The sequence below is a fragment of the Streptomyces sp. NPDC086549 genome (assembly GCF_044746205.1).
Classification (GTDB): Bacteria; Actinomycetota; Actinomycetes; order Streptomycetales; family Streptomycetaceae; genus Streptomyces.
Genome location: NZ_JBIVBS010000014.1, coordinates 184,646 through 206,920 on the forward strand (window position 1 = coordinate 184,646; position 22,275 = coordinate 206,920).

Sequence of the window (22,275 nt, forward strand, 5' to 3'; positions counted from 1 at the left end):
TCTCATGTCCCGCCCCACCACATCCCCCCGGCACGCAGCCGGGACCAGTACGCCGGACCAGCCTCCGTCCTGGGCGCCCGCCGCCCCGACCATCGCGCTGCTGACCGCACTCGGCGTCCTGATGGTCGGCCAGATGTACACCGTCCTTGCCCTGCTGCACCCCATGGCCACCACGTTCGGCACGACACCGGGGCAGGCCACCTGGACGGCGACGGCGTTCGGCTTTGCCTACGCCGCCGGATTCCTCCTCGCCGGTCCGCTCGCGGACCGCTACGGTTCGCGCGCAGTGATCACGGCAGGGCTCGTCGCCGCCACGGCAGCCACCGTCGCGGTCAGTGCCGCCCCCAACCTCCCCACGGCCATCGCCCTGCGCAGCCTGCAGGGGCTGACGGCCGGGACCTTCGCTCCCTCCGCGCTCTCCTACGTCGTCCACCACATCGCGCCGCAGCGCCGCGGCACCGCCCTGACCTGCATCACCAGCGGCATGTTCGCCGCTGCCGTGATCATGCAGATCGGCGCCCAAGCCGTCGCGGCAGGGCTCGGCTGGCGTGCGGTCTTCTGGCTCAGCGCCGCCCTCATGGCTCTGTGCCTGATCCCGGTGCGCCGTGTGCTACGGCCCACCCTCCGCCACGGCACCGGCGGCGGGCTGCTCCAGGCCTTCGCGGCGATGCCGCGGCTGCTGCGCCGGCCTCGTCTGGTCGCCCTGTACCTGTCGACCGTGGCTCTGATGGCTTCCTTCGTCGCTGTCTATACGGCGGTGGCCATCGCCGGGCCGTCCAGCATCGCCGGGAACTCCTCCGCGATCCTCGCCCTGCGGTCCAGCGCACTGCCCGCCCTGGTCGCCGTCCCCGTGCTCGCCCCCGTGCTCCAGCGCCTGGCCGCACCCCTGCGCGCGGTCCTCGCCTTTGCACTGGCCGCCCTCACCGTCGCGGCCGGCTCTCTCCTCGGAGGCCACACCGTGCCGCTGGCCATCGCCCTGCTCCTGTTCGTGGCAGCCGTCGCGACAGCGGCCCCCGCCGTTGTCGAGACCATCAACGCCACCGCCCCGCACGCACGCGGCGCGGCCGTCGCCCTCTACGGATGCAGCATGTTCATCGGCGCCAGCCTGGGCCCGCAGCTCACCGGCGCTCTCACCGGCCTGGGCTTCGGCGGCATCCTGCGCGTCGTCGCCGCCGCGCTCGTCCTGGGCGTCCTCCTGGCCCTGCCGGCCCTCCGCCACCAGCGCACCGAATAGACCCACCCACACCCCCGTCCGTTCCCAGCACAACGCACCGAAGGAGAAGAACATGTCCACCCGAGAAAGCACCGAGATCCGCACCCCCGGCGGTGTGCTGGTCACCACCGGCGGCACCCCGATGAGCGAGCGCGCCCGTGCACTCGGTGCCGGCGTCGCCCGTGCCTACATCGACGGCTCCTGGCACGACTCCGCGACCGACGAGCGGTGGCAGCACCACCACCCTGCCACCGGCGAGCCGGACTTCACGCTCGCCGTCAGCTCCGCCGGTGAGGTCGACCGCGCGGTCCGCGCCGCCCGGCGCGCCTTCGACGAGGGCCCCTGGCCGCGGATGACCGCCCGCCAGCGCAAGCTGGTCCTGCAGCCCCTCGGCGACCTGATCCGTGCCCACGGCACCGAGTTCGCGCAGCTCCAGTCGCTCGACAACGGCGTGCCGATCACGGTCGGCACCGGCTTCCGGTTCTCGGCGAATTTCGCCGCCGACGTCTTCGACTACTTCACCGGCTGGATCGACAAGCTCGACGGCGCCGCCCCGCCCGTCTACACGGAGCAGATCAACAACCAGCTGATCACCGTCAAGGAGCCGGTGGGCGTCGTCGCGGCGATCACCCCCTTCAACGCCCCGGTGATGCAGTTCGCCCAGAAGGTCGCGCCCGCCCTCGCCGCCGGCTGCACCGTGGTGTTCAAGCCGTCGGAGTACGCCTCCAACGTCGCCGCGCTCTACACCAGACTCATCGAGCAACTCGACCTGCCGGCCGGTGTGTTCAACCTGGTGCCCGGCACGGCGAGCACCTCCCGGGCACTGGTCGCGCACCCGCTGGTCGACAAGGTGGCCTTCACCGGACGCCGCTCCGTCGGCGAGCAGATCCTCGCCGCCGCCGCGCCCGGCCTCAAGCGCGTGCAGCTGGAACTGGGCGGCAAGAGTCCGAGCATCGTGTTCGACGACGTGGAGGACATCACCGCCACCGCGCAGTACGCGATGAGCCTGGTCTCCATGGGCCTGTCCGGGCAGCTGTGCTCGACCCAGACCCGCGCCCTCGTCCAGCGATCGGTGTACGACGACTTCGTCGCAGCCGCGGCCGCGCAGATCGAGAATGTCCACCTCGGCGACTCCTTCGACCCGACCGTCACCTCCATCCCGCTGGTGAACCCGGCCGCGTCCGATCGGGTCATGCAGCTGATCGACGGCGCCGTCGCCGAAGGTGCCAAGCCGGTCGCGGGCGGGCGCCGGATCACGGTCCCCGGCGGCGGCAACTGGGTCGAGCCGACCCTGTTCACCGACGTCACCACCGACATGGAGATCGCCCGGGAGGAGGTGTTCGGCCCGGTGCTGGCGGCCATCCCGTTCGACACCGAGGAGGAGGCCATCCGCATCGCGAACGACTCCGAGTACGGCCTTTCCGCCGGCGTCTACACCCGAGACACCTCCCGGGCCGTACGCGTCGCGCGCCGGCTGCGTACCGGGACGGTCGGCGTCAACAGCCTCTTCGTCGCCACCCCGACAGCCCCCTTCGGCGGCTACAAGACCTCCGGCCTCGGCCGCGAAGGCGGCCGCGACGGCCTCGAGGGCTACCTGGAGACCAAGACGATCAGCATCCCCCTCGACTGATCCCCGCCGTTCCACTGCCTGCCCTGCTGACCGATCGGCAGGGCAGGCACGACCCGCACGTCAATGCACTGGCCGTCTGACGGCAGGAAGAGGAACCGGAACCATGAGCACCCATGACAGCGCGAAGGACCGGCAGGAGCGTTTCGACCACGGCATGGCCGTGCTGTCGAGCGTCGACGGCGAGAGCGGACAGAAGGTCATCGACTCGCTGTCCGACATCTCTCCTGAGTTGGGACACCAGGTGGTTGCCTGGGCATTCGGCGAGATGTACAGCCGCCCGCAACTGGCCCCGCGGGACCGCCAACTGGTCACCCTGGGCATGCTGACGGCCCTGGGCGGCTGCGAGCCGCAGCTCGACGTCCACATCAACGCAGCCCTCAACATCGGCCTGAAACCTGATGAGATCGTCGAGGCGCTGCTGCACGCTGCCGTCTACTGCGGCATGCCCAAGTCGCTCAACGCCACCTTCGTCGCCAAGAAGGTCTTCACCGAGCGAGGCATGCTGGCCCATCCGGACTCCGAGGAACACGGCTCCTGAGAATGCCGTGGCCCGGTTCCACGTACGTCGGGACGCGACCGTAGAGCCGTGATCACGAACGCAGTGCCTCCTCCCTTTGTCGGCATGTGTGGTGACGGCAGACGGTCACATCCGTCGGGACCTTCTCCCGAACGGCCGTTACGACGAGGCCCGTGATGACCGGCAGAGCGCCCACATCGGGCGATGCACCGTCACCGGCAACCACATCGACTGCGTCGACGACACCGGCTTCACCGCCACCGGTGATGTCCGGGACCGCGTGCTCTTCCACGAGCACGCGGGTGAGGCGGTTGCCGAGCCGCCAGGTGGCGGCGGTCCAGATCATGGCTTCGTGGGTGGCTGGGAGGGCCTCGTCGTCGCGTACGAGGCGGCGGAACTTGGTCAGCCAGCGAAGGAGCGTTCCACGACCCGGTGGCGGTGGAGCAAGACAAAGCCCTTGGCCGCGGACCGGGTAGAACATCGCGTCCAGGACCAGGCGCCGGCCCCACTTCTCGGGCCTGCCCCCGCGCCCGCCGGTGCTCACCGCCGGCGGTGGTGGCGGCAGCCAGCAGCGCTCACTGCCCGTCGGTCATCGTCGAACGGGGTAGAAGTGCCGCCGAGAGGGACGATCACCCCCGGCCATGAGCAGGGCATGACGAGTACGGGCACTCGGACGATGCGTGCACCCGGACTCCTGGTAGGACTGGCAAGCCTGGACGGCCCCGCTCCTGCCAGGAGTCCTTCACCTTCCGGGCGAACCGCCCACCGATTGAGCGCGCGGGGGCCGTTTGCATTGCCCGGAGGTTCCGCCCGGCACCTGACACCTGTGGTCGTCGCCGTCGACGACAGGCGCGTCAGTGGTGGTGGCCGTGCCGGCCGAGGGTCTCCGCGGGGGTCGCGCCGGGGCGGGTCCACTGCGGCACGGGGCGGCTGGTCGGGCCCCAGGTGGCGTTCCCGTCCGCGTCCGAGCGCCAGTACCAGCACGGGCTGTGCCCCTCGGGCCAGCTCTCGGGGTTGTCCTCCCACGCCTCGCCGCGGCCGTAGGGCGTCATGTCGAGCAGGCCGAGGGACCCGTTGACCGGCTCGTTGCCACGGCCCGTCGTGGAGTAGGTGAGGAACACGCGGTCGCCGTCGCGCAGGAAGCAGGTGATGTAACCCATGCCGCCGCCAACGGGCGCGTCCACGTCGCGCACCGAGTACCAGGGCTGGGTGTAGCCCATGAACTCGACGTAGGAGGCCACCTCGTCCCAACGGCCCGTGGTCAGGATGGCGAACGAGACGCCACGGGCGTTGAGGTAGACGGCGTCCTTGAGGTGCCAGGCCGTGGTGGTGCAGCCCTCGCACTGCCCCTGGTGCGGCGCGCCGTCGTACCACATGTGCTTGTAGACCACGAGCTCGTCGCGGCCCTGGAACAGGTCCAGGAACGGGACCGGGCCGTGGGGTCCGACGACCTCGACCGTCCCGTCGAGCTCCACCATCGGCAGCCGGCGTCGGGCTGCGGCGAGGGCGTCGCCCTCGCGGGTGTGGGCCTTCTCGCGGACCAGAAGCTCGTCACGGGTGGTCTGCCAGGTGGCCAGGTCGACCACGGGCGGGCGGCCGGGCAGCGCGGTGGTCGGGTCACTCGGTGTGGTCGTCATGGCGTCCTCCGTGGTGTCTCATGCCGGGCAGCGTCTTACGACGCCCTACGACGGTCACCAGAGCAGACTCGCGACCCGGCCGGAACTCATCGCGGCAGGGGGGCGACCTCGGCCGAGCCTGTACAGACACCACGTCGGGCTGACAAGTTCGCAGAGGCGTTCTGAGGGTTCGGCGAGTGGTGCCCCGCCGCCCAGAGGGAACCGACCACCGGAGAGGTCCAGCACGTTCCCGTTCTCCTGGACGCGGAACGTCGCGGCACGGTCGCACCATCGGGGTCGCCACCGGCGCCGAGCGCGCCGAGTTCCTGGAGTGCGGGCCGAAACGGCCCCTCGGGTCTGCACGGGTTGCCTTCCGACAGGAGAATCCGGCCCACCCCGCCCCTGGCGCCCCTTCCAGCGCCGCACCTCTGGCTGGACTCTTCTCCTTCAAGTCCCGCCGTCACGTGTCGTGCAGGGCGACGCGAGGAGACGCGACAGTGCCTCGATACCTGGCTGGCATGCTCCTCCGACACCCCTTCCCCGTCCTGCCCGACCATCGCGCAGGGCAGGCAGGCAGCCGTGACAACACCTGTGCCGGATCGCTGAGCCTCGGAGGAGTGCCGGCAGTTGTCCAGTCGTCCGTCTCCGCCAACGCGTCATGGCGGGGGAGGAACAGCGCCCAGCTGTTCCTCCCCCGCCATGACGGGACGGACTTCAGATGGCCTGGGCGGTGGGCATGATGGTGATCTCGGTGAGGTTGACGTGACGCGGGACGGCGGCCATGAAGGCCACGGTCTCGGCGATGTCGGCGGACTGCAGGCAGTCGATGTCGTGGATGAGGTCGGCCATCAGCTTGGAAGCGTCGGGGTCGGTGACGTGGTCGGGCAGCTCGGTGTCGACCATGCCGGGCTCGATGGTGGCCACGCGGACCATCTTGGGGCCGAGTTCGACGCGCAGCAGGCGGGTGAGGTGGCTGATGTAGGCCTTGGTGCCGGAGTAGATGGAGAACTTCGCCAGGATGCGGGTGGCCGCGATGGACGAGGTGTTGATCAGGTCGGCGGGCCTGCCCTGGGCGGCGGAGTCCGTCAGGTGGGGGAGGAACGCGGCGATGACGTTCATCAGGCCGCTGATGTTGAGATCGATCTGGCGCTGCCAGTCGTCGACCTTGAGCTCCTCGATGCCGGAGATGAGCTGGACGCCGGCGTTGTTGAACACGAGGTCGGCCTTGCCGAAGCGTGCGGCGACCTGGTCGGCGGCGGTCTGGACGGCGTCGCGGTCGGTGACGTCGACGGCCAGGGCAAGCGCCGTGCCGCCGGCGGACTCGATGTTCTTGACGACGTCCTCCAGCTTGTCCTTGCGGCGGGCGAGCACGACCACGGTGGCGCCCAGTCTGGCGAGGCGTTCGGCCGTGGCGGCGCCCATGCCGCTGGAGGCGCCTGAGACGACAGCGACACGGCCCGCAAGCGGGGATCCGGAGAGGAGAGCAGACATGACGGGTTCCTTCGAATGCGTGGGGGAAGTGGCGAGCGTGGATTCCGCGGGGGCGGATTCGTGGCGGGCCGGGGCGCCCGGCCGGGCCGGCGAGGGAAGGGTCGACCCAGCCGCGCAGTTGTGGCCCGCGCACGTGGGCGAGGGCATACCCCGGCGATCAGTGAGCTCAGGCGGCGTCGTCGTGTGCGGTGGCGGCGGACTTCTCGCGCCACGCGGCGAGGTCTTCCTGCACCTGCTGGTACTTGACGTCGAGTCGCTCGAGGGTGTCGCGGCCGAGGTAGAGGTGCGTGGGCAGCTTCTCGGTGGAGGTGACCTCGACGATGAGGGCGGCGCCCTTGACGGGGTCGCCGAGCTGGGCGTGGTTGGCCTGGTCGATCCAGTCCAGCGTCACGTGCGCGGGCGTGCCGTCGTAGTCCGCGATACGGTCGGCGGCGACCGACAGGGAGCTGGCGTCGAGGAAGTCCGTGCGGAACACGCCCGGCTCGACCACCATCGACTGGATCCCGAACGGCGCCATCTCGACGGAGAGCGCCTCGCTGATGCCCGCGACCGCGAACTTGGAGGCGCAGTACAGGCTGACACCGGGCTCGCCCTCGAAGCCGGAGCGGGAGCCGATGTGCACGAGCTTGCCGAAGCCCTGCTTGCGCATGACGGGCAGCACGGCACGGGTGACGTTGATCAGGCCGAAGACGTTCAGGTCGAAGAGCGAGCGGGCCTCGGAGTCGGTGATCTCCTCCAGGGCGCCCAGCAGGCCACGGCCGGCGTTGTTCACCAGGACGTCGATGCCGCCGAACCGTTCCACGGCCGCCTCGACCGCCTGCGGGATGCTGTCGTTGTCGGTCACATCCAGGGCGACCGCGAAGACCTTGTCGGAGTTCTTCAGATCGGCCGGCACCCGCTCCGGGTTCCGTACGCCGACCACGACGTTGTTACCGCCTGCCAGGGCGGCACGGGCGATCTCCGCACCGATACCTCGGGACGCGCCGGTGACAAACCAAGTAGCCATGAGTAGGCCTCTTCTCTCTGATTCTCTTTCAGATTTCCATCGGAGTTTTCCCCGACGTATTCGATTCTGCGAGGCATCGTGAGAGGCAGGAAGGCCGGGAGTTTCCTGGGAGAAATTTTCCCAGGCTGCGGAGAGCATCTTTCACTGACGGCTCTTTCCTGAGCCGGCCGACAGCGGACGGCCCGCGGATGCACGACCATGACGGTGAGGGACTGGACGCAAGGTCGGCCTGACAGGCTTGGGCGGCGTCGAGGACACGGCAGCCCGGCAGATGAGACACGCGGCCGGAAGCTGCACGAGAGCGCAGGCCGAGAGGCAGCGCCGAGTTGATCCTTCGCAGGCCAAGAGGGCAGGAGGACTGCCGGACAGCCGGCGGCACAAAGCCGCACCCGATGTATCGTCCGGGTCCACGGCATGCGGGGCACACCGCCCAGAAAGAGCCGGAACACGCGAGGGAACGCAGCCGCAGCGCCCGCCGGCCAAAGGCACGGCACGGGAGCCGAAGCCAGAGCCGGAGTCCGCCTCGTTCCGCGGCGCGCGCCCTTCAGAGGGACCAAGTTACGCCTCTGCAAGGGACCGGAATTCCTGGGAGAAGCGCACCCCCCTTCCGGCCCGCCACAGGGCGCCGAGCCGCTCTAACCTTGGCGCATGGACACAGACAAGCATCCCGCTGCCGAGAATGCGCTGGGGGGTTTCATCCGCGCACGACGCGCTCAGCTGCGCCCCGAGGATGTCGGGCTTCCCGCCGCCGGCCGCCGCAGGGTGCCCGGTCTGCGCCGCGAGGAAGTCGCCACCCTGGCCGGGGTGAGCACCGACTACTACATGCGCCTGGAGCAGGGCCGCGAACGGCACCCCTCGCAGCAGGTACTCGAAGCCGTGGCCAAGGCGCTGCGGCTGGATGACGAAGCCGTGGCCCATCTGTTCCGGGTGGCCACTCCCACTGCACGCCGCACACGCCGTGCGCGCCGCGTTGAACGGGTCAGCCCGCACCTGCGGCGGCTCCTGGACACCTGGAGCCACACGCCCGCCTTCGTCCTGGGCAACGCCCTGGACATCCTGGCCCGCAACCGGCTCGCCGCGGCCCTCTACACGGGCTTCAACACCTGCGACAACCTGCTGCGCATGACGTTGCTGGACCCGGCTGCGCACCAATTCTACCGGGACTGGGACCGTGCCGCCGAATCATGCGTGGCGGCACTACGACGGGCGGCCGGTTTCGACCCCGACGACCCGCGACTGATCGAACTCGTCGGCGAACTGTCCATGAAAAGCGCCGAGTTCCGGGTACTGTGGGCCCGCCACGACGTACGGGGCAAGACACGCGAGGCCAAGCTCTTCCACCATGTTGAGGTCGGCGACATGGAGCTGCACTACGAGGCCTTCACCGTCAACAGTGCCCCCGGCCAGCAAGTCGTCATCTATCAGGCTGAGCCCGGCAGTCCCTCCGCCGACGCTCTGGCGTTGCTCGGTTCCCTGAGCGCGGTGCCGACTCTCCAGCGGGTCTCGTCCACCGGCCCGGACTGAGGACGAGACCTGCGGTCCACGCGGTTGCCGCGAACAAAAGAGACGAGGCGCTGCAGAAATGGGCAGGCGAACGGCTCCGTATCTGGATTTCACGTGGCGTAATTTCTCATGCACCGCCGAGCCTGTGCTCCGCCGCGGCCGTGTGTTGTCAAGCTTGCCGACCGGATCCGACAGAGGGAGACCCGGAAGCTACGCCACGGGTGAAGGAAGCCAGGAAACGAGTCCGTTCACGGCCACGAGACTGGTCCTTCGTTTCCTGGGTGTATTACGGCTACCCTTGCGCCTCCTCATACTCGCGGGCGTCGCGGAGAATGACGGTATGAACCAGATCGTGGAGCTGGGAGAGTTCCTTCGTTCGTGCCGGGGCCGGCTCAATCCCGCGGAGGCGGGGATGCCCAAGACCGCCCGGCGCCGCGTCCCGGGCCTGCGCCGTGAGGAGCTCGCCCAGCTGGCAGGCGTCAGCGTCGACTACTACACGCGCCTGGAGCAAGGGCGTAGCCGTACCGCCTCGCCGGAGATCCTCGAGTCTCTGGCGACAGCGTTGCGCCTGGACGACACCGAACGCGCACACCTGTTCGACCTTGCGAACCGGCGCCCCGTCCTGCCCCGGCGGGTCACGCCTTCCCCGGCCGAGCAGGTCAGCCCAGCCGTCCACCAGCTGCTGGCCACCCTGGATGCCGCCTACTGCCCCGCATTCGTCCTGGGCCGGCGCACCGACGTGGTGGCCTCCAACCCGCTGTCTCGTGCGCTGATCGCCGACTTCGACGCCATGCCCGCGCACGAGCGCAACCAGGCCCGGTTCCTCTTCCTCACTTCCGCCGCCCGCGAGCTGTACGCGGACTGGGAGACCGTCGCCGCAGACACCGCCGCCATGCTGCGCATGGACGCCGGACGCCACCCTGAGGACCCACAGCTGGGCGAACTGGTCGGCGAACTCGCCGTGCGCAGCGAGCACTTCCGTGCGTGCTGGGCCGAGCGCAGGGTCCATGAGCGAACCGAGGGGACCAAGGGCTACCACCATCCCGTCGTCGGGGACCTCACCGTCACCTACCAAGCTCTCGCCCTGCCCGGCGACAGCAATCAGACCCTGTTCATCTACAGCACCGAGCCCGGCTCCTCCTCCGAAACCGCCCTGCGGCTCCTGGCGACATGGTCGACCGAACCCGTCACAGACCAGGCCCGCACCGCTGCGCCCAACGAACCGGACGGCACCGCCTGACCTCCTCATGCTCAACTACTGGCGGACCGAGCGCACCATGATCTTTTTGGGAGCACGGCGCGAAGCCCTCAAGCGGCAGGGGACGCGGGCCTGCTCGAGCGCGGCCGCCGCAGGGTGCCCGGGCTGCGCCGCGTGGACGTCGCGTTGCTCGCCGGTGTGAGCTCCGACTACTACATGCGCTTGGAGCAGCAGCGCGAGTCCAGCCCTTCGCCCAGCGAGATCAGCGGCGACTGGTTCGACGTGATACCACTGCCCTCGCTGCGCACTGCCTTCGCCGTCGGTGACGTCGTCGGGCACGGCCTGCACGCCACCGCCACCATGGGCCGACTGCGCACCGCCGTGCAGACTCTTGCCGACCTGGGACTCGATCCCACCGAACTGCTCACCCACCTCGATGACGTGGTCACCCGGCTCGTTGCCGAGGCAAGCCCCGAACAACGGGATACGGTTGGCGCCACCTGCCTGTATGCCCCCTACGACCCCATCACGGGCCGATGCCATCTGGCCTCCGCTGGGCACCCGCCTCCTGTACTGGTCCAGCCGGACGGCACGGCCCAGATCGTCGGTGAGCTCTCTCCCGGGCCGCCGCTGGGGGTAGGGGTTCGGGCCAAGAGCAGCGTGATGTCGTCGTGGGGTGGTGAGTCGGCGGCATGGGCGATCACGGCACGGCCCGCCTCTTCCAGGGGGCGGCCCGGGCGGCAGGACGTGGCCAGGCGGTCGATGAGGCGCGCGAGTCCGGCCTCCGGGTCATGGTGCACGTGCTGGATCAGCCCGTCTGTGTACAGGGCAAGAAAACTGCCGGGGACAACGGCGGGATCGGCGGGGAAGTCTCACGCGGCGGTGGCTTCCGGCGGCAGGGTGTTGCTGCTGTCGGTGAACTCTCAGATGAGTGTCTTGTCGCGGATCAACCGCACCCCGACAGGGCCGCCGGCGTAGCGGATGGCATTGGTGACCAGCTCGCTGATCACGAGTTCGGTGGTGGAGCCCAGATCGTCGAGTTCCCAGGCGTCGGGCTCGCTGGAGCGATGAAGGGAGCCGCGGCCTGTTCCTGATCGCCCAGCTCACTACGCGGTGGGGCAGCCGTTATGGCCAAGCGGGCAAGACGATCTGGGCCGAACAGCCGCTGGCTTCTTGAGTGTCGACGTCCCCGACGTCCGGCGGATCCACGATGCGAGCACGGGACTGGTTCCTGCGGTGCTGGAGGCTCAACCGGCTCACGCGCAGCACGAACGGTCATGACCGGTGCCGTCAGTCGCTCTGGCACCGTCCTCGCATCCCCTCAGGGCGTGAGGTAGCCGATCTCGCGCATGTCGGCCGGCGGATCGGTGCCGAATGCCGCAGTGGTGCAAGAGATTCCGCCGGTGGAGGTGTGGCAGGCCTTCGATTCGCTGTGGATCAGCCCTTGCGGCCCTGACCTGTTCGGTCAGCTGGGGGACGACGTCGAAGAGGTCGCCCACCACGCCGTAGTCGGCGAGGTCGAAGATCGGAGCTTCGGCGTCCTTGTTGACGGCGACGATGGTCTTGGAGGTCTGCATGCCGGCGCGGTGCTGGATGGCGCCGGAGATGCCGTTGGCGATGTAGAGCGGCGGGGACACGGACTTGCCGGTCTGGCCGACCTGGTTGGTGTGCGGGTACCAGCCGGCGTCGACCGCGGCGCGAGAGGCGCCCACGGCCGCGCCGAGGGAGTCGGCCAGCGCCTCGATGATCGAGAAGCTCTCGGCGCCGCCGACGCCGCGGCCGCCGGAGACCACGATCGCCGCCTCGGTCTGCTCGGGGCGGCCGGTCCTCTCGCGCGGGTTGCGCGAGACGACCTTCGTGCCTGTCGCCGCCTCGGAGAAGGAGACGGTCCGGGCCTCAACCGTACCCGTGGCGGGAGCGGCCTCGACGGCGGCCGAGTTCGGCCTGACCGTGATGACCAGGGTGCCTTTGCTGATACGGGACTTGGCCGTGTAGTACGCCGCAAATGCGGACTGCGTGGCGCCGAGGCCTTCGCCGCCGGCCTCCAGATCGACGGCGCCGGTGGTGATGCCGGAACCAATACGGGCCGCGAGGCGGGCCGCGATCTCCTCGCCCTCGGCGGTGGACGGTACGAGGACGGCGGCCGGGGAGCGCCCTTGGGCCTGGAGTCGATGCGCAGGGTGAGCCAGAGGCGTTCGCGGGCCCAGTTCACGCCGCACGGGACGCGTCATGCAGCAAGATTCGGGCCCCCTTCCCGCCGCTACCTCTGTTCAGTCAAGTCCCACGTCCCCAGTGCGTCACGGTGCAGCAGGCAGACCTCACTCCACGACCCATCGACCGAAAGCGACGGACGCTGTACCTGCAGGCAAGCACGCTCCATCGCCAACCTCCTGGCGTGCTCGTCTCCCGAGGCCTCAGCGACTCGGTAGTAGTGCCGCACCGGCTGGCCATCCGCTGTCCAGAAACGGAAACCCACCAGCCATTGCACGTTGCAGTCCGCAGCAGGGTTCTCTCTGCCTGGCTCCACTGCGCGGCTCGCGAATGTCGGTGTCTGCTTGAGCGCTATGTACATTCCTGTGCACGACTGTGTCCTCCGTTCCGTACCCCCTGTCGTCATTCGTGTGTTCAGGCTGGTCATGCCAAGGCCTCTCTGGTCTCACAGGCAAACCGGTGCGTTGCCTCATATCTACCGAACCACTCGAAGGCAGGCTTCGGTGAAACTCATCCGTGCCCGGCTCTTCCTGGGTGTCGTGCCCCCACCCTCGCCGCCAATAGTGGTGAGTACCGAAGCCGCGAACCCAGACCAGGAGAACTGCCTACGCTGCCAGGAGCGAGACAGATCAGTACAGTTCCTGGGCCGCCTGGTGCGCGGTCCCTTTACGACTGCCCGGTCCAGCGCAGGGTCATGTCGGGCAGATTTTCCATGTTCCTGCGGCCATCGCTGGTGTCGAGGTCACGGAAGCCATGGCGTTCGTAGAACGCGCGGGCATCGGTGTTCTGCTGAAAGACGTGAAGTGACAGCCCGTCCGGGCTGTGCCGTCTGACCTCGTCGAGCAGCAGCGTGCCGATGCCCTGGCGGCGGACATCCGGCCGTAGATACAGGTGTTCGAGCACGTCGCCTTCAAGGGCGGCGTAGCCGAGGATTTCCATCTCACGCACCGCCACCCACACGCGGCATGTCTTGAGGAGGACATCCTCGACCCATCGGGTGACCTGTTCGTGATTCCGTCTCTGCGGAGGCAGGTACGGCATCGCCGCGGCTCGGGAGGCCATATGGATGCGTGCGACCACCGCCGCGTCTGCCGCAGCCGCGAGTCGGATCTTCGTTCCGTCGTCATCACTCATGGCGGGAACCTACAGGGACGGACGGCCACCACGTCGGCGATGCCCCTGCCGGCCAGGCCGCTGCGGAAGTCGGCGTTCTGCCCGTAGCGGGCGTCGGCCACCACCGTCGCTGCCGTGGCCCACACGTTGGGCTGCAGCTGGCCCATCGCCTTCGTCCTCGGCGCCGTCCTGGCTCGGACCGACGCCGCTGCCGTCGCTGCCGTAGCCAACACCATGCCCGGTCGCATCCTGACGGTGCTGCGCGCCGAAAGCCCGGTGAACGATGGGACCGCTCTGGTCCTGCTGGCCGTGACCATCGAGGTCGTCAGCGACGCGCAGCCCTTCTCCTGGTCCGGCACGGCGGTCGCCTTCGTCGAGTCCTACGCCGGCGGAATCCTGATCGGTGCCGCGGTCGCGCTGCTCCTGATCCCCGTCAGGCGCTGGCTGCCCGAGCCCTTGCTCCACAGCGTGCTGAGCGTCGCCACCCACTCCCTCGCCTACCTGCCCGCCGAACTCCTGCATGTGTCCGGCGTCCTCGCCGTTGTCGCCTGCGGCCTCGTGACCACCTGGTTCGGCCCTCGAGTCATAGGTTCCGACGCCCGCATTCAGGCCGTCGCCTTCTGGGAAGTGGCCAGCTACCTGCTCAGCAGTGCGCTGTTCATCCTCGTCGGTATCCAACTTCCTGCCGGGGCCGGGGCATTGACCTCGGTCTCCCCGCTGCAGGCGACGATCGGCGCCGTCGCCGTGAGCGTCGCTGTGATCGGGACACGGCTGCTGTGGTTCTACCCGGTCCCCTATCCGGTCAGGTTCCTGGACCGGCGTTCACAGCAGCGGGAGCGCCGTATCACCGCCCCTCAGCGTCTGCCGCTGGCGTGGGCGGGGATGCGCGGAGCCATCTCGCTGGCCGCGGCGCTGACCCTGCCCGCCGCGACCGCCGAGGGACATGTCGTCGAGCAACGCGATGCCGTCGTGTTCATCACGACTGTCGTCATCGTCGTCACCCTTGCGTTCCCCGGTCCCACGCTGCCGACCGTGGTCCGCCGGGCCCGCTTCCCCGAGGACGAGGGCAAAGCCGCGGAACTCACCCTCGCCCGGTGCCATATGAGCAGTGCCGCGTTGCGCGCCCTGCCGGAGTTGGCGCAGCGGCTCGGGGTCCCCGAGGCGGATACCCTCCGCGTGGCTCAGGACATCGAAGACCGTACGGCCCCCGCTCCCGGCACCGCGCGACGCCGCGAGAGCGTGCGGCGCCTCAACCTCGCCCTGCTTCAGGTCAAGCGCGATACGCTGACGAGCCTGCGTGACGCCGGCGGTATCGACGACATCGTCCTCCGCGCCGTTCAGGAAGTGCTCGATGTGGAGGAGGTCCGCCTGAGGAGAAGGGCCAATCTCCCAGCGTCAGAGTTTGCCCGTAACGACGCCGCGCACTCCAAGGAGGACGACGCAAGCCCCATGCGGCTCGGGATCCTCGAGGTAGGCGACTCTCGCCGATGCGATGCTGCCGCTGAACGAGCAAGCCTTTACCCGCTGTCGGGTCGGCCCTTGGCGCGAGGCGGCAGGCCGGCATTCCCGGCGCCGTTGCGGCCTGCGCTCGGTGCTGCAGCCGATCATCCCCCGCTGTCTGAAAGGTGCTTGTCACAGTCATGCGAGTAATGAGCCATCCGAGCGGGCGAGCACAGCTGTTCAGGCAGGCGGCTGCCTTGGCGACAGCCGCGGCCCTGCTCGGTGCCTGCGGTGAGTCCGTCGGAGGTGCACCGCCACGTCCCACGGGCAGACCTTCGGTCCCCTCGTGCGTGACGCCGTCAGGGGATCTGCTGGCCGACATCGACGGCGACGGCCTCACAGACCGCGTCTCGGACCCCTCCCACACCGGTGCTCAACTGACCGTCGCGTTCGGCAAGGAGGCGGGCTACGGCACGCCGGTCGGGGTGAGGAAGCTGATCGACCGCTCCGGCACCGGAGAGAAAGACGTGCTGGCGGCGGTGGCGGACTTCAACGGCGACGGGTGGGGCGACCTGGTCGTCGTGGCCACCGGCCAGAAGCAGGGAGACGACCCGATCGAGCCGACCGTGGCCGAGCTGGTGTCGGGCCCCTTCTCGGCTTCCGGCCGGGGACAGCACACCCGGCATCTCGACCTCGGCGAGACACGTGGCATCGCCGTGGCCGACTACGATCACGACCCCTACCCCGACCTGGCGGTGTTCGCCTACGCCGGCGACGGCGTCTATCAGACGGAGGCGCGCCTCGGCGACAGGGATACGGGACTCGCCGACAGCACGGCCGACACGAGCAAGTACAGCGTCTACGCGGACCAGACCGATGACCAGACCCCGAGCAACATGCCCAGCTCCGGCCTGCGCACGTTCTACCCGGAGTGCGGAAAGGCCGGTGGCCAGGGCTGAACTGGTGCTGGTGCCGATGCGCGCACGCGAGGCCGTGGTCCGTCTCCGAGGGGCCGTTGAGCGGTGCCCGCCGCCCGGAAGGAATCGGCCACCGGCGAAGCCCAGCACGTTCCCGCTCTCTTCTGGGTCGCCACGGCCGCACCGGCGATCACGGTCAGCGCTGTCACCAGCGCCGTCGTCCTTGCTCCGTGCCGCGGCGAGCCGCTTTCGATGCCCGCGTCCCGGGGCGGGCCGGCACCGGCAGTGCCGGTATCCGGTACAGGCGCCGGCAGGGTGTCGTCCGCTGAGTGAGTGCTGCCTCGCCCGAAAGCAGCGGAGCGGGGACCGGTCGTCAGCCCGCGGCGGCGGTGAGCGCTCCGAGGGCGCTGGCCTGGGTACGCCAGTCGGTCTGGTTCGGGCTGGTGCCGGCCCAGCGTTCACCGAGGGCGTTGAGGGAGCTGCGGTCCTGCGCCCACAGCGTGTCCGCCTGCTTCTGGATGTAACTCTGGTAGGTGCTGGACCCGGTGACCTTCGCCAGGTCGGCGAAGTTCCGCATGAAGATGCCCTTGAACTGCTTCTGGTTGTCGTCGCAGGACGCCGAGCCGATGTCGCAGGACTCGGTGAGCACTCCGTTGCGGGTCAGCGCCGGGCTGCTGATCGCGGCGTCGGCCAGCGTGCGTGCGGTGGTCAGCAGCGAGCTGTCCCCGGTCGTCCTCCACAGTTCGGTGAAGCCGCCGATGGCCAGTCCCTGGTTGTAGCTCCACACGGTGCTGCCGTTGTTGCCGCAGGCCGAGGTCAGCCCGTCGTTCACCAGACCCGAGGAGTTGATCATCCCGCTGGCCTTGTACCAGGCGGCGGACGTCTTGGCCCGCTGGAGCCACACGGTGTCGCCCGGGATGCGCTGATGCAGTGCCGTGGTCAGCCAGAGGTACTGCCCGTTCGTCACGGCGTTCTTGTAGGTGCGCTCGCGGTCCCACCACACGCCACCCCCGCAGGTGCTGGGATCCCAGTACTGCTGAACGTAGTTGGCGATGGTCACTGCCTCGTTCAGATAGCGGGAGTCGCCGGTGTAGTCGTACGCGTCGAGCCAGGCGATGGCCCACCAGGCCGAGTCGTCGATGGAACGGCTGATGAAGTGGCCCTCGATCGCGTCCGAGCTGCGCACGCCGGCGGCGAAGACGCCCTTGTTCTGCTCGAAGGTGCGCGCGATGACCCAGTCGTAGTCGTTCCTTCCGGTGGTTCTGGCGAAGTCGATGAGGGAGGTGAGGGTGGCGGCGGAGTTCCACCAACTGCTGGGCCACCAGCCGTTGTAGGGGTCGTACGAGGTCATCAGCGCGTCCGCCGCGCCGCGCGCCCTGGTCGGCGCGGGCCTGACCCACGCGGTGCAGCTGCCCTCCTGGTGGGCGGCCTCCCGGCCGCAGGCGCGGACAACGCCGCCGTAGAGGAGGCCGCGCGGGTCGCGGGTGGCGTACATGGCGGTACGGGTGCCGGTGGCTCCGGACGGGGTGCTGGTGCGGCCGAGGGAGGAGCCGTCCGGCCAGGTCGAGCCGCCGTCCCAGGAGCGGTCGAGCCAGATCTCGTCGCCGGCGCCACCGGTGTCGATGCTGGCCCAGGCCATGGAGTTCTTCTGGTCGACGTGCAGCCGGATCTTACGGCCGTAGAGGGTGGTGGAAGGCACCGGCTGGTCGTCGCCGGCCGCCTGGCCCGCGTCGGTGCGATCGCAGAGTGTGTCGCAGACGGTGGGGTAGGCCCAGTTCGTGCAGCCGACGCCTGCGGCGTCGCCACAGGCCCGCACGAGCCCGCGTCGGTGGTTGCGAGGATCGGTGATGTTGTACATCAGCGTCCTGGTGCCGGTCCAGGTTCCCGGGATGCTCGCCTTGCCGAGCAGTCCCTCCCAGGTGGCGCCGCCGTCCCAGGAGCGGTCCAGCCACACCGAGTCGCCGGTCACGCCGTTGTCGATGCTGGCCCAGGCCATGTCGTCCGCGTCGGAGACGTGCAGTTCGAGGCGACGGCCGTTGAGGTCCTTGTTCGGCACGGGAAATCTCTCCTGCCGGGCCAGTGAGGGATCCCGGGTGTCACAGGCCAGCACGCACACAGGGGTGGCGGCGGTCGCGGGCGTCGCGGCCGGGACCAGTGCCACGAACGCGAGAGCGGCCGTCAGAAGGAAGCTGAGAAGCCGTGGTCTGACAACGATGTCGGACCTTCGTAGGGGCACCGGAACTCGCCTCGATTTCACGGTGGGGGACGCCGGTTGGCGGCGTGACGGGGGGCCGACGGCTCGCACCGAGCCGGGCGGGAATCGAGCACTGGTCCATACCTATCTTGGAGGCAGTGAACCGGCTTGGCGGGTTCCTGTCAATGCCCTCAACGGGAGTCTGTTCAGGGGCGGTTCGTGGTGGCCGTGACGGGTTGACACCCTGTTTTCGGGCGCCCATCATCGGTGGAACTTCGACGAGGCTCCTCGTGTACCCGATTGTTCGATCAGCCACTGGGTCTCGTAGACCACGATTTTGAATCGATTCATATATCGCGTCTCCACGTCCCCGCACCTGATTCGGGAGGTTTCCATGCGTCGTCGTTCCCCACTGAGCAGATCGCCAGGCAGGCACCACTTGCTCGGCCTGGCCGTGATCGCGGCCACCGTGCTGTCCACAGGTCCCGCGCCGTCCGCGAGCGCCGCGCCTTCCGCATCCGCGGCGGCCTCGACGACCGCAACGGGCGTCAGCAAGGCTGCCCTTGACGACCTGAATTACTCGCCGACCTCACGCACCCTCAAGCCGGCGGCCGTCTACCGAACCTCCGGCAGCGTCGCGAACCCGCAGAACGTCCTCAACGGTCAGGCGACGCGGATCTCCGGCTCGCAGTCGGCCATCACTCTCGACTTCGGCAAGGAGGTCGGCGGTCTGGCAACGTTGTCCTTCGGCAGTGTCAGCAGTGCCGGCCAGCGAGTCGGCCTGGCCTTCAGCGAGTCGTCCCAGTACGTGGGCAACAACAGCGACCGGAGCAGCGGCCGCGACGACGAGGACGGGGCCCTCTACGCCACGGCCTCCGCCAACGGCACCTACACGATGCCCACGGCGAGACTGCGTGGCGGCTTCCGCTACCTCACCGTCTTCCTCGACTCCTCGGGCTGGGTGGACCTCACGGGCGTCAGTCTCAACTTCACCGCGGCTCCGGGGAAGGCCAACCCGGCCGACTACGCCAACTACTTCCACTCCAGCGACGACCTGCTGAACCGCATCTGGTACGCAGGGGCATACACCGTGCAGCTCAACACGATCGCCTCCAACCAGGGCCGCGCCTGGCCCCCGCCGGGCTCGGAGTGGGACAACGGCGCCACCGTCGGCGTGGGTGACTCCGTCCTGGTCGACGGGGCCAAGCGCGACCGTACGGTGTGGCCCGGCGACCTGGGCATCGCCGTACCCACGCAGTACGCGTACTCCAACGACCTCACCTCGACCCGCAACGCGCTCACCACGATGTACAACGCACAGTCCGCGGAGGGTGAAATCCCCTGGTCGGGCCCGCCGTTCAACCTCACCGGCTCGGACACCTACCACACCTGGACGCTGCTGGGGACTTCGACCTACTACACCTACTCGGCCGACCGGGCGTGGCTGGACTCCGAATGGGCCAACTACAAGCGCGGGATGGTCTTCATCATCAACAAGATCGACGGCAACAACCTGCTCAATGTGACCCGCACCCAGGACTGGGCCCGGTCCGGCCAGGGCGGCGAGAACATCTCCGCCAACGCGCTGCTGTACGCGGCGCTCAAGGGCGGCGCCACCCTGGCCTCGGTCAAGGGCGACAGCGCGCTCTCCGCGAGCTGGGCCGACAGGGCGGCCGCCATCAAGACCGCGGCCAACTCCCGCCTGTGGGACGCTGCGAAGGGCATGTACAAGGACAACCCCACCAGCGGCCTGTACCCGCAGGACGGCAACTCGCTCGCGGTCTGGTACGGGCTCACCGACTCCACGGCGAAGTCGCGGAGCATCGTCACCCAGCTCGGCAGCCGCTGGGGCATCTACGGCCCCACCACCCCCGAGTGGGGCGGCAACGTGTCGCCCTTCGCCGGCGGAATGGAGCTGAACGCCCACTTCACAGCCAACGACGACTACACCGCCCTGGCGCAGATCCGCCGTACCTGGGGCCACATGCTCAACAGCGACATCGGCACCAGGAGCACCTTCTGGGAGGGCATCAAGGCCGATGGCGGTCTCGCCTACGGCGGTTCGTTCATGAGCCTGGCCCACGGCTGGTCCACCGCGCCCACCTCCACGCTCACCTTCGACGTGCTCGGCACGGCACCGGAGTCGGCGACCGGTGCGTACCGCTTCGTCCCGCACCCCGGCGGCCTGACCGGCGCCGAGGGTCGCATCACCATGCCCCAGGGTGCCGTCAACGCCTCTTGGTCCCGCGACCCCTCCGCCGGCACCTATTCGGCGCACCTCACCAGCCCCTCCGGCACCACCGGCCGCATCGGGGTCCCGAAATTCGGCGGCAACATCTCGGTGTCCGTGAACGGCAACGCCGTCTGGAGCAACGGAACCTTCACGCCCACCTCGGGCATCACCGGCGCCAGCCAGGACGACACCTACATCTACCTGACCGGCGTCGCTCCGGGCAGCTACACCGTGAACGCCAGCGGACTGGGCAATCCGCCGGCACCCGGCGAACCCGGTACCGGTGAGCTGCGGGCGGGCCTCACCCGGTGCGCGGGCGAGGGCGGTACGTGCTCCTTCAGCGGCACCCGCGCGGTGGCCTACGGGGCCGGAACATACACGTACAAGACGGTGACCGGCAGCACCGCCTGCAGCAACGACTCCTTCGGCGGCGACCCGGCGGCCGATCTCGTCAAGTCCTGCTACGTCGCCGACGCGGGCGGCCCGCCCGGATACACCGCCTGCGCGGCCGAGGGCGGCACCTGCTCCGTTCCCGGCTACAACCGCGACGTGGCGTACGGCGCCAACGGCAACTTCGCTCACCAGGTCACCAACGGCTCCGTCGCCTGCACCAACGCCCACTTCGGCGACCCCATCGACGGAGTGGCCAAGTCCTGCTATCTGCCGCCCGCCGGAGCCCCGGCCGGCGGCTGGACCAAGTGCGCGGACCAGAACGGTACTTGCCCCGCCGCCGCGGGACAGCCGGTGAAGTACGGCGCCTTCGGCGCGTTCACCACGATCACTGCCACCGGCGACACCCCGTGCACTGATGCCAAGTTCGGCGACCCGATCTTCGGCGAGTCGAAGGCCTGTTACACCGCCACCGGCGGCCCGGCCGGCTACGCCACGGCCTGCTCGGACGAGGCCGGGACGTGCGGCTTCAGCGGACAGCAGACCGTCGCCTACGGCGCGCGGGGCAGCTTCGTGTACAAGTCGTTCACCGGCGGCGCCGGCTGCACGACAGCGGCATTCGGCACCGATCCGCTGCCAGGCGTTCGGAAGGTGTGCTACCTCACTACCTGAGGAGTGGCAGGACAGGGCCGGGACGGTGAGCTCACCGCCGGATTCCCCGCCTTTACAGCCGACAAGGGCCGGACCGCTGAACCCGAGTGCGACTCCCGCGAACGTGGCATCGTCGACGCCCTGACGGTCGATGGCGTGAACGTCCTGCACCCGGGGACAGCGCCGACACTTTCGGCGGAGCGGCCTGAGTCCTGAAGGGGCGAGCGCACCGGTCGGCCGAGCGCGCCGAGTTCCTGGTGGCCAACTTCTGCGTGACGTCGGGCGACTTCGACCCCGACGAGGTTCACCGGATGGTGTCGTCGGCCGCGAGCCGTCGACAGGTCGTCGCCGGGCTGACCCGGATGGTACGGGGAGGCTGGGACGGCGTGCACATCGACCTGGATTCGGGCGAGGCGGCTGATCGGGCAGGCCTGGCCCGCTCCTTGACCCGGCAACTCGACGGATCGTGCGTATGGCCTACGACTCGGTGGGAAGCGTGAAGACGTGAGCCATCCGGTCCCTTGCGCAGCGGCGCGCGTTCACGGTCAGGCTCTCGGGAGAGGCCAGGGCATCACGTGCGCGTCATCGAGAAGGCACAGCACCGGCTGCCGCCAGGCAGCGGAGGCGGGCAGACCATGCAGGGCGAGGCCGGTGTCGAGACGGGCCGGGGGAGCCGGGGCACAGTCCGAGGATCGACTCGACGCCTTCCCACTGCGGCTCGGCACCCAGCCGCTGCGCGGCGGCGAAGGACAACTCGCCCTCACTCGCGACACCGTTGGTCCGAGCCACCCGCACACCGTGCGACGTGGCCTGTACGTGGTCGAGCAGGGCGTCTTGCCGATGCCCTGCTCTCCGCACACGAGCAGGGTGCGGCCTCGGCCGGCGCGGCAGTGCGCCACCAGTCGGTCGAGAACAGTGACCTCTCGTGCCCTGCCGTACAAGCTTCCGCTGG

The 22,275-nt window shown here is 69.3% G+C and carries 14 protein-coding genes and 5 pseudogenes; 11 read left to right on the forward strand and 8 right to left on the reverse strand.

What is annotated here, in order from left to right:
• Positions 1-4: 4 nt before the first annotated feature.
• From ACIPSA_RS36055 to ACIPSA_RS36070, 4 genes and pseudogenes are all read left to right on the forward strand, one after another.
• Positions 5-1,234 (forward strand): MFS transporter, encoded by a 1,230-nt coding sequence (locus ACIPSA_RS36055; protein WP_402642716.1) that lies wholly within the window; start codon positions 5-7, stop codon positions 1,232-1,234.
• A gap of 52 nt (positions 1,235-1,286) precedes the next feature.
• Positions 1,287-2,843, forward strand: a complete 1,557-nt coding sequence (locus ACIPSA_RS36060; protein WP_402642471.1) for an aldehyde dehydrogenase family protein — start codon at positions 1,287-1,289, stop codon at positions 2,841-2,843.
• A 103-nt stretch (positions 2,844-2,946) separates the two neighbouring features.
• Complete coding sequence (locus ACIPSA_RS36065) at positions 2,947-3,381, forward strand: carboxymuconolactone decarboxylase family protein (RefSeq protein ID WP_402642473.1); 435 nt, start codon at positions 2,947-2,949, stop codon at positions 3,379-3,381.
• Between the two features lie 84 nt (positions 3,382-3,465).
• Positions 3,466-3,658 (forward strand): annotated as a pseudogene (locus ACIPSA_RS36070) (Atu4866 domain-containing protein); the annotation flags it as partial.
• 556 nt (positions 3,659-4,214) lie between these two features.
• Here ACIPSA_RS36070 and ACIPSA_RS36075 read toward each other — a convergent pair.
• From ACIPSA_RS36075 to ACIPSA_RS36085, 3 genes are all read right to left on the reverse strand, one after another.
• A complete protein-coding gene (locus ACIPSA_RS36075; RefSeq protein WP_402642474.1) occupies positions 4,215-4,997 on the reverse strand; it encodes a DUF899 domain-containing protein in 783 nt (260 codons plus the stop codon).
• 693 nt (positions 4,998-5,690) lie between these two features.
• Positions 5,691-6,467, reverse strand: coding sequence for an SDR family oxidoreductase (locus ACIPSA_RS36080; protein WP_402642477.1), 777 nt, complete (start codon positions 6,465-6,467; stop codon positions 5,691-5,693).
• A gap of 166 nt (positions 6,468-6,633) precedes the next feature.
• Positions 6,634-7,473, reverse strand: coding sequence for an SDR family NAD(P)-dependent oxidoreductase (locus tag ACIPSA_RS36085; RefSeq protein ID WP_402642479.1), 840 nt, complete (start codon positions 7,471-7,473; stop codon positions 6,634-6,636).
• A 648-nt stretch (positions 7,474-8,121) separates the two neighbouring features.
• Between ACIPSA_RS36085 and ACIPSA_RS36090 the strand changes: the two genes are divergently transcribed.
• From ACIPSA_RS36090 to ACIPSA_RS36100, 3 genes and pseudogenes are all read left to right on the forward strand, one after another.
• The gene (locus ACIPSA_RS36090) at positions 8,122-8,997 is read left to right on the forward strand and encodes a helix-turn-helix transcriptional regulator (RefSeq protein ID WP_402642482.1); all 876 of its coding nucleotides are present in this window, start codon (positions 8,122-8,124) and stop codon (positions 8,995-8,997) included.
• Between the two features lie 319 nt (positions 8,998-9,316).
• Positions 9,317-10,216: a helix-turn-helix transcriptional regulator gene (locus ACIPSA_RS36095; RefSeq protein WP_402642483.1), complete on the forward strand. Its 900-nt coding sequence runs from the start codon at positions 9,317-9,319 to the stop codon at positions 10,214-10,216.
• Positions 10,217-10,429: 213 nt separating this feature from the next.
• Positions 10,430-10,810, forward strand: a pseudogene (locus ACIPSA_RS36100) (PP2C family protein-serine/threonine phosphatase); the annotation flags it as partial.
• A 65-nt stretch (positions 10,811-10,875) separates the two neighbouring features.
• On the opposite strand, the pseudogene ACIPSA_RS36105 reads toward ACIPSA_RS36100, so the two are convergent.
• Positions 10,876-10,974: pseudogene (locus ACIPSA_RS36105) on the reverse strand (hypothetical protein); the annotation flags it as partial.
• Between the two features lie 242 nt (positions 10,975-11,216).
• Between ACIPSA_RS36105 and ACIPSA_RS36110 the strand changes: the two are divergent.
• A pseudogene (locus ACIPSA_RS36110) lies at positions 11,217-11,351 on the forward strand (ATP-binding protein); the annotation flags it as partial.
• 265 nt (positions 11,352-11,616) lie between these two features.
• Here ACIPSA_RS36110 and ACIPSA_RS36115 read toward each other — a convergent pair.
• The 3 genes and pseudogenes from ACIPSA_RS36115 to ACIPSA_RS36125 form a co-directional block, all read right to left on the reverse strand.
• A pseudogene (locus ACIPSA_RS36115) lies at positions 11,617-12,324 on the reverse strand (electron transfer flavoprotein subunit alpha/FixB family protein); the annotation flags it as partial.
• 727 nt (positions 12,325-13,051) lie between these two features.
• The gene (locus tag ACIPSA_RS36120) at positions 13,052-13,519 is read right to left on the reverse strand and encodes a GNAT family N-acetyltransferase (protein WP_402642485.1); all 468 of its coding nucleotides are present in this window, start codon (positions 13,517-13,519) and stop codon (positions 13,052-13,054) included.
• A complete protein-coding gene (locus ACIPSA_RS36125) occupies positions 13,516-13,665 on the reverse strand; it encodes a hypothetical protein (protein WP_402642746.1) in 150 nt (49 codons plus the stop codon). Before ACIPSA_RS36125 ends, ACIPSA_RS36120 begins: the two co-directional genes overlap by 4 nt.
• Here ACIPSA_RS36125 and ACIPSA_RS36130 point away from each other — a divergent pair.
• Both ACIPSA_RS36130 and ACIPSA_RS36135 read left to right on the forward strand, forming a co-directional pair.
• Positions 13,634-15,148 carry a cation:proton antiporter gene (locus ACIPSA_RS36130; RefSeq protein ID WP_402642487.1) on the forward strand — a complete coding sequence of 505 codons (1,515 nt, stop codon included), beginning with the start codon at positions 13,634-13,636 and terminating at the stop codon, positions 15,146-15,148. The two genes, ACIPSA_RS36125 and ACIPSA_RS36130, sit on opposite strands and share 32 nt — an antisense overlap.
• Positions 15,149-15,288: 140 nt before the next feature.
• Positions 15,289-15,897: an FG-GAP repeat domain-containing protein gene (locus tag ACIPSA_RS36135; RefSeq protein ID WP_402642488.1), complete on the forward strand. Its 609-nt coding sequence runs from the start codon at positions 15,289-15,291 to the stop codon at positions 15,895-15,897.
• A 331-nt stretch (positions 15,898-16,228) separates the two neighbouring features.
• Here the strand turns inward: ACIPSA_RS36135 and ACIPSA_RS36140 are convergent, their stop codons facing one another.
• The gene (locus ACIPSA_RS36140; RefSeq protein WP_402642719.1) at positions 16,229-17,851 is read right to left on the reverse strand and encodes a glycoside hydrolase family 76 protein; all 1,623 of its coding nucleotides are present in this window, start codon (positions 17,849-17,851) and stop codon (positions 16,229-16,231) included.
• Positions 17,852-18,488: 637 nt separating this feature from the next.
• Here ACIPSA_RS36140 and ACIPSA_RS36145 point away from each other — a divergent pair.
• Complete coding sequence (locus tag ACIPSA_RS36145; protein ID WP_402642491.1) at positions 18,489-21,344, forward strand: MGH1-like glycoside hydrolase domain-containing protein; 2,856 nt, start codon at positions 18,489-18,491, stop codon at positions 21,342-21,344.
• Positions 21,345-22,275: the final 931 nt, after the last annotated feature.

What these genes read in the sequence shown, in the direction of transcription:
- ACIPSA_RS36055 (WP_402642716.1), top strand. Translation starts at nt 5, where the DNA reads ATGTCCCGCCCCACCACATCCCCCCGGCACGCAGCCGGGACCAGTACG.
- ACIPSA_RS36060 (WP_402642471.1), top strand. Translation starts at nt 1,287, where the DNA reads ATGTCCACCCGAGAAAGCACCGAGATCCGCACCCCCGGCGGTGTGCTG.
- ACIPSA_RS36065 (WP_402642473.1), top strand. Translation starts at nt 2,947, where the DNA reads ATGAGCACCCATGACAGCGCGAAGGACCGGCAGGAGCGTTTCGACCAC.
- ACIPSA_RS36075 (WP_402642474.1), bottom strand. Translation starts at nt 4,997, where the DNA reads ATGACGACCACACCGAGTGACCCGACCACCGCGCTGCCCGGCCGCCCG.
- ACIPSA_RS36080 (WP_402642477.1), bottom strand. Translation starts at nt 6,467, where the DNA reads ATGTCTGCTCTCCTCTCCGGATCCCCGCTTGCGGGCCGTGTCGCTGTC.
- ACIPSA_RS36085 (WP_402642479.1), bottom strand. Translation starts at nt 7,473, where the DNA reads ATGGCTACTTGGTTTGTCACCGGCGCGTCCCGAGGTATCGGTGCGGAG.
- ACIPSA_RS36090 (WP_402642482.1), top strand. Translation starts at nt 8,122, where the DNA reads ATGGACACAGACAAGCATCCCGCTGCCGAGAATGCGCTGGGGGGTTTC.
- ACIPSA_RS36095 (WP_402642483.1), top strand. Translation starts at nt 9,317, where the DNA reads ATGAACCAGATCGTGGAGCTGGGAGAGTTCCTTCGTTCGTGCCGGGGC.
- ACIPSA_RS36120 (WP_402642485.1), bottom strand. Translation starts at nt 13,519, where the DNA reads ATGAGTGATGACGACGGAACGAAGATCCGACTCGCGGCTGCGGCAGAC.
- ACIPSA_RS36125 (WP_402642746.1), bottom strand. Translation starts at nt 13,665, where the DNA reads ATGGGCCAGCTGCAGCCCAACGTGTGGGCCACGGCAGCGACGGTGGTG.
- ACIPSA_RS36140 (WP_402642719.1), bottom strand. Translation starts at nt 17,851, where the DNA reads ATGGCCTGGGCCAGCATCGACAACGGCGTGACCGGCGACTCGGTGTGG.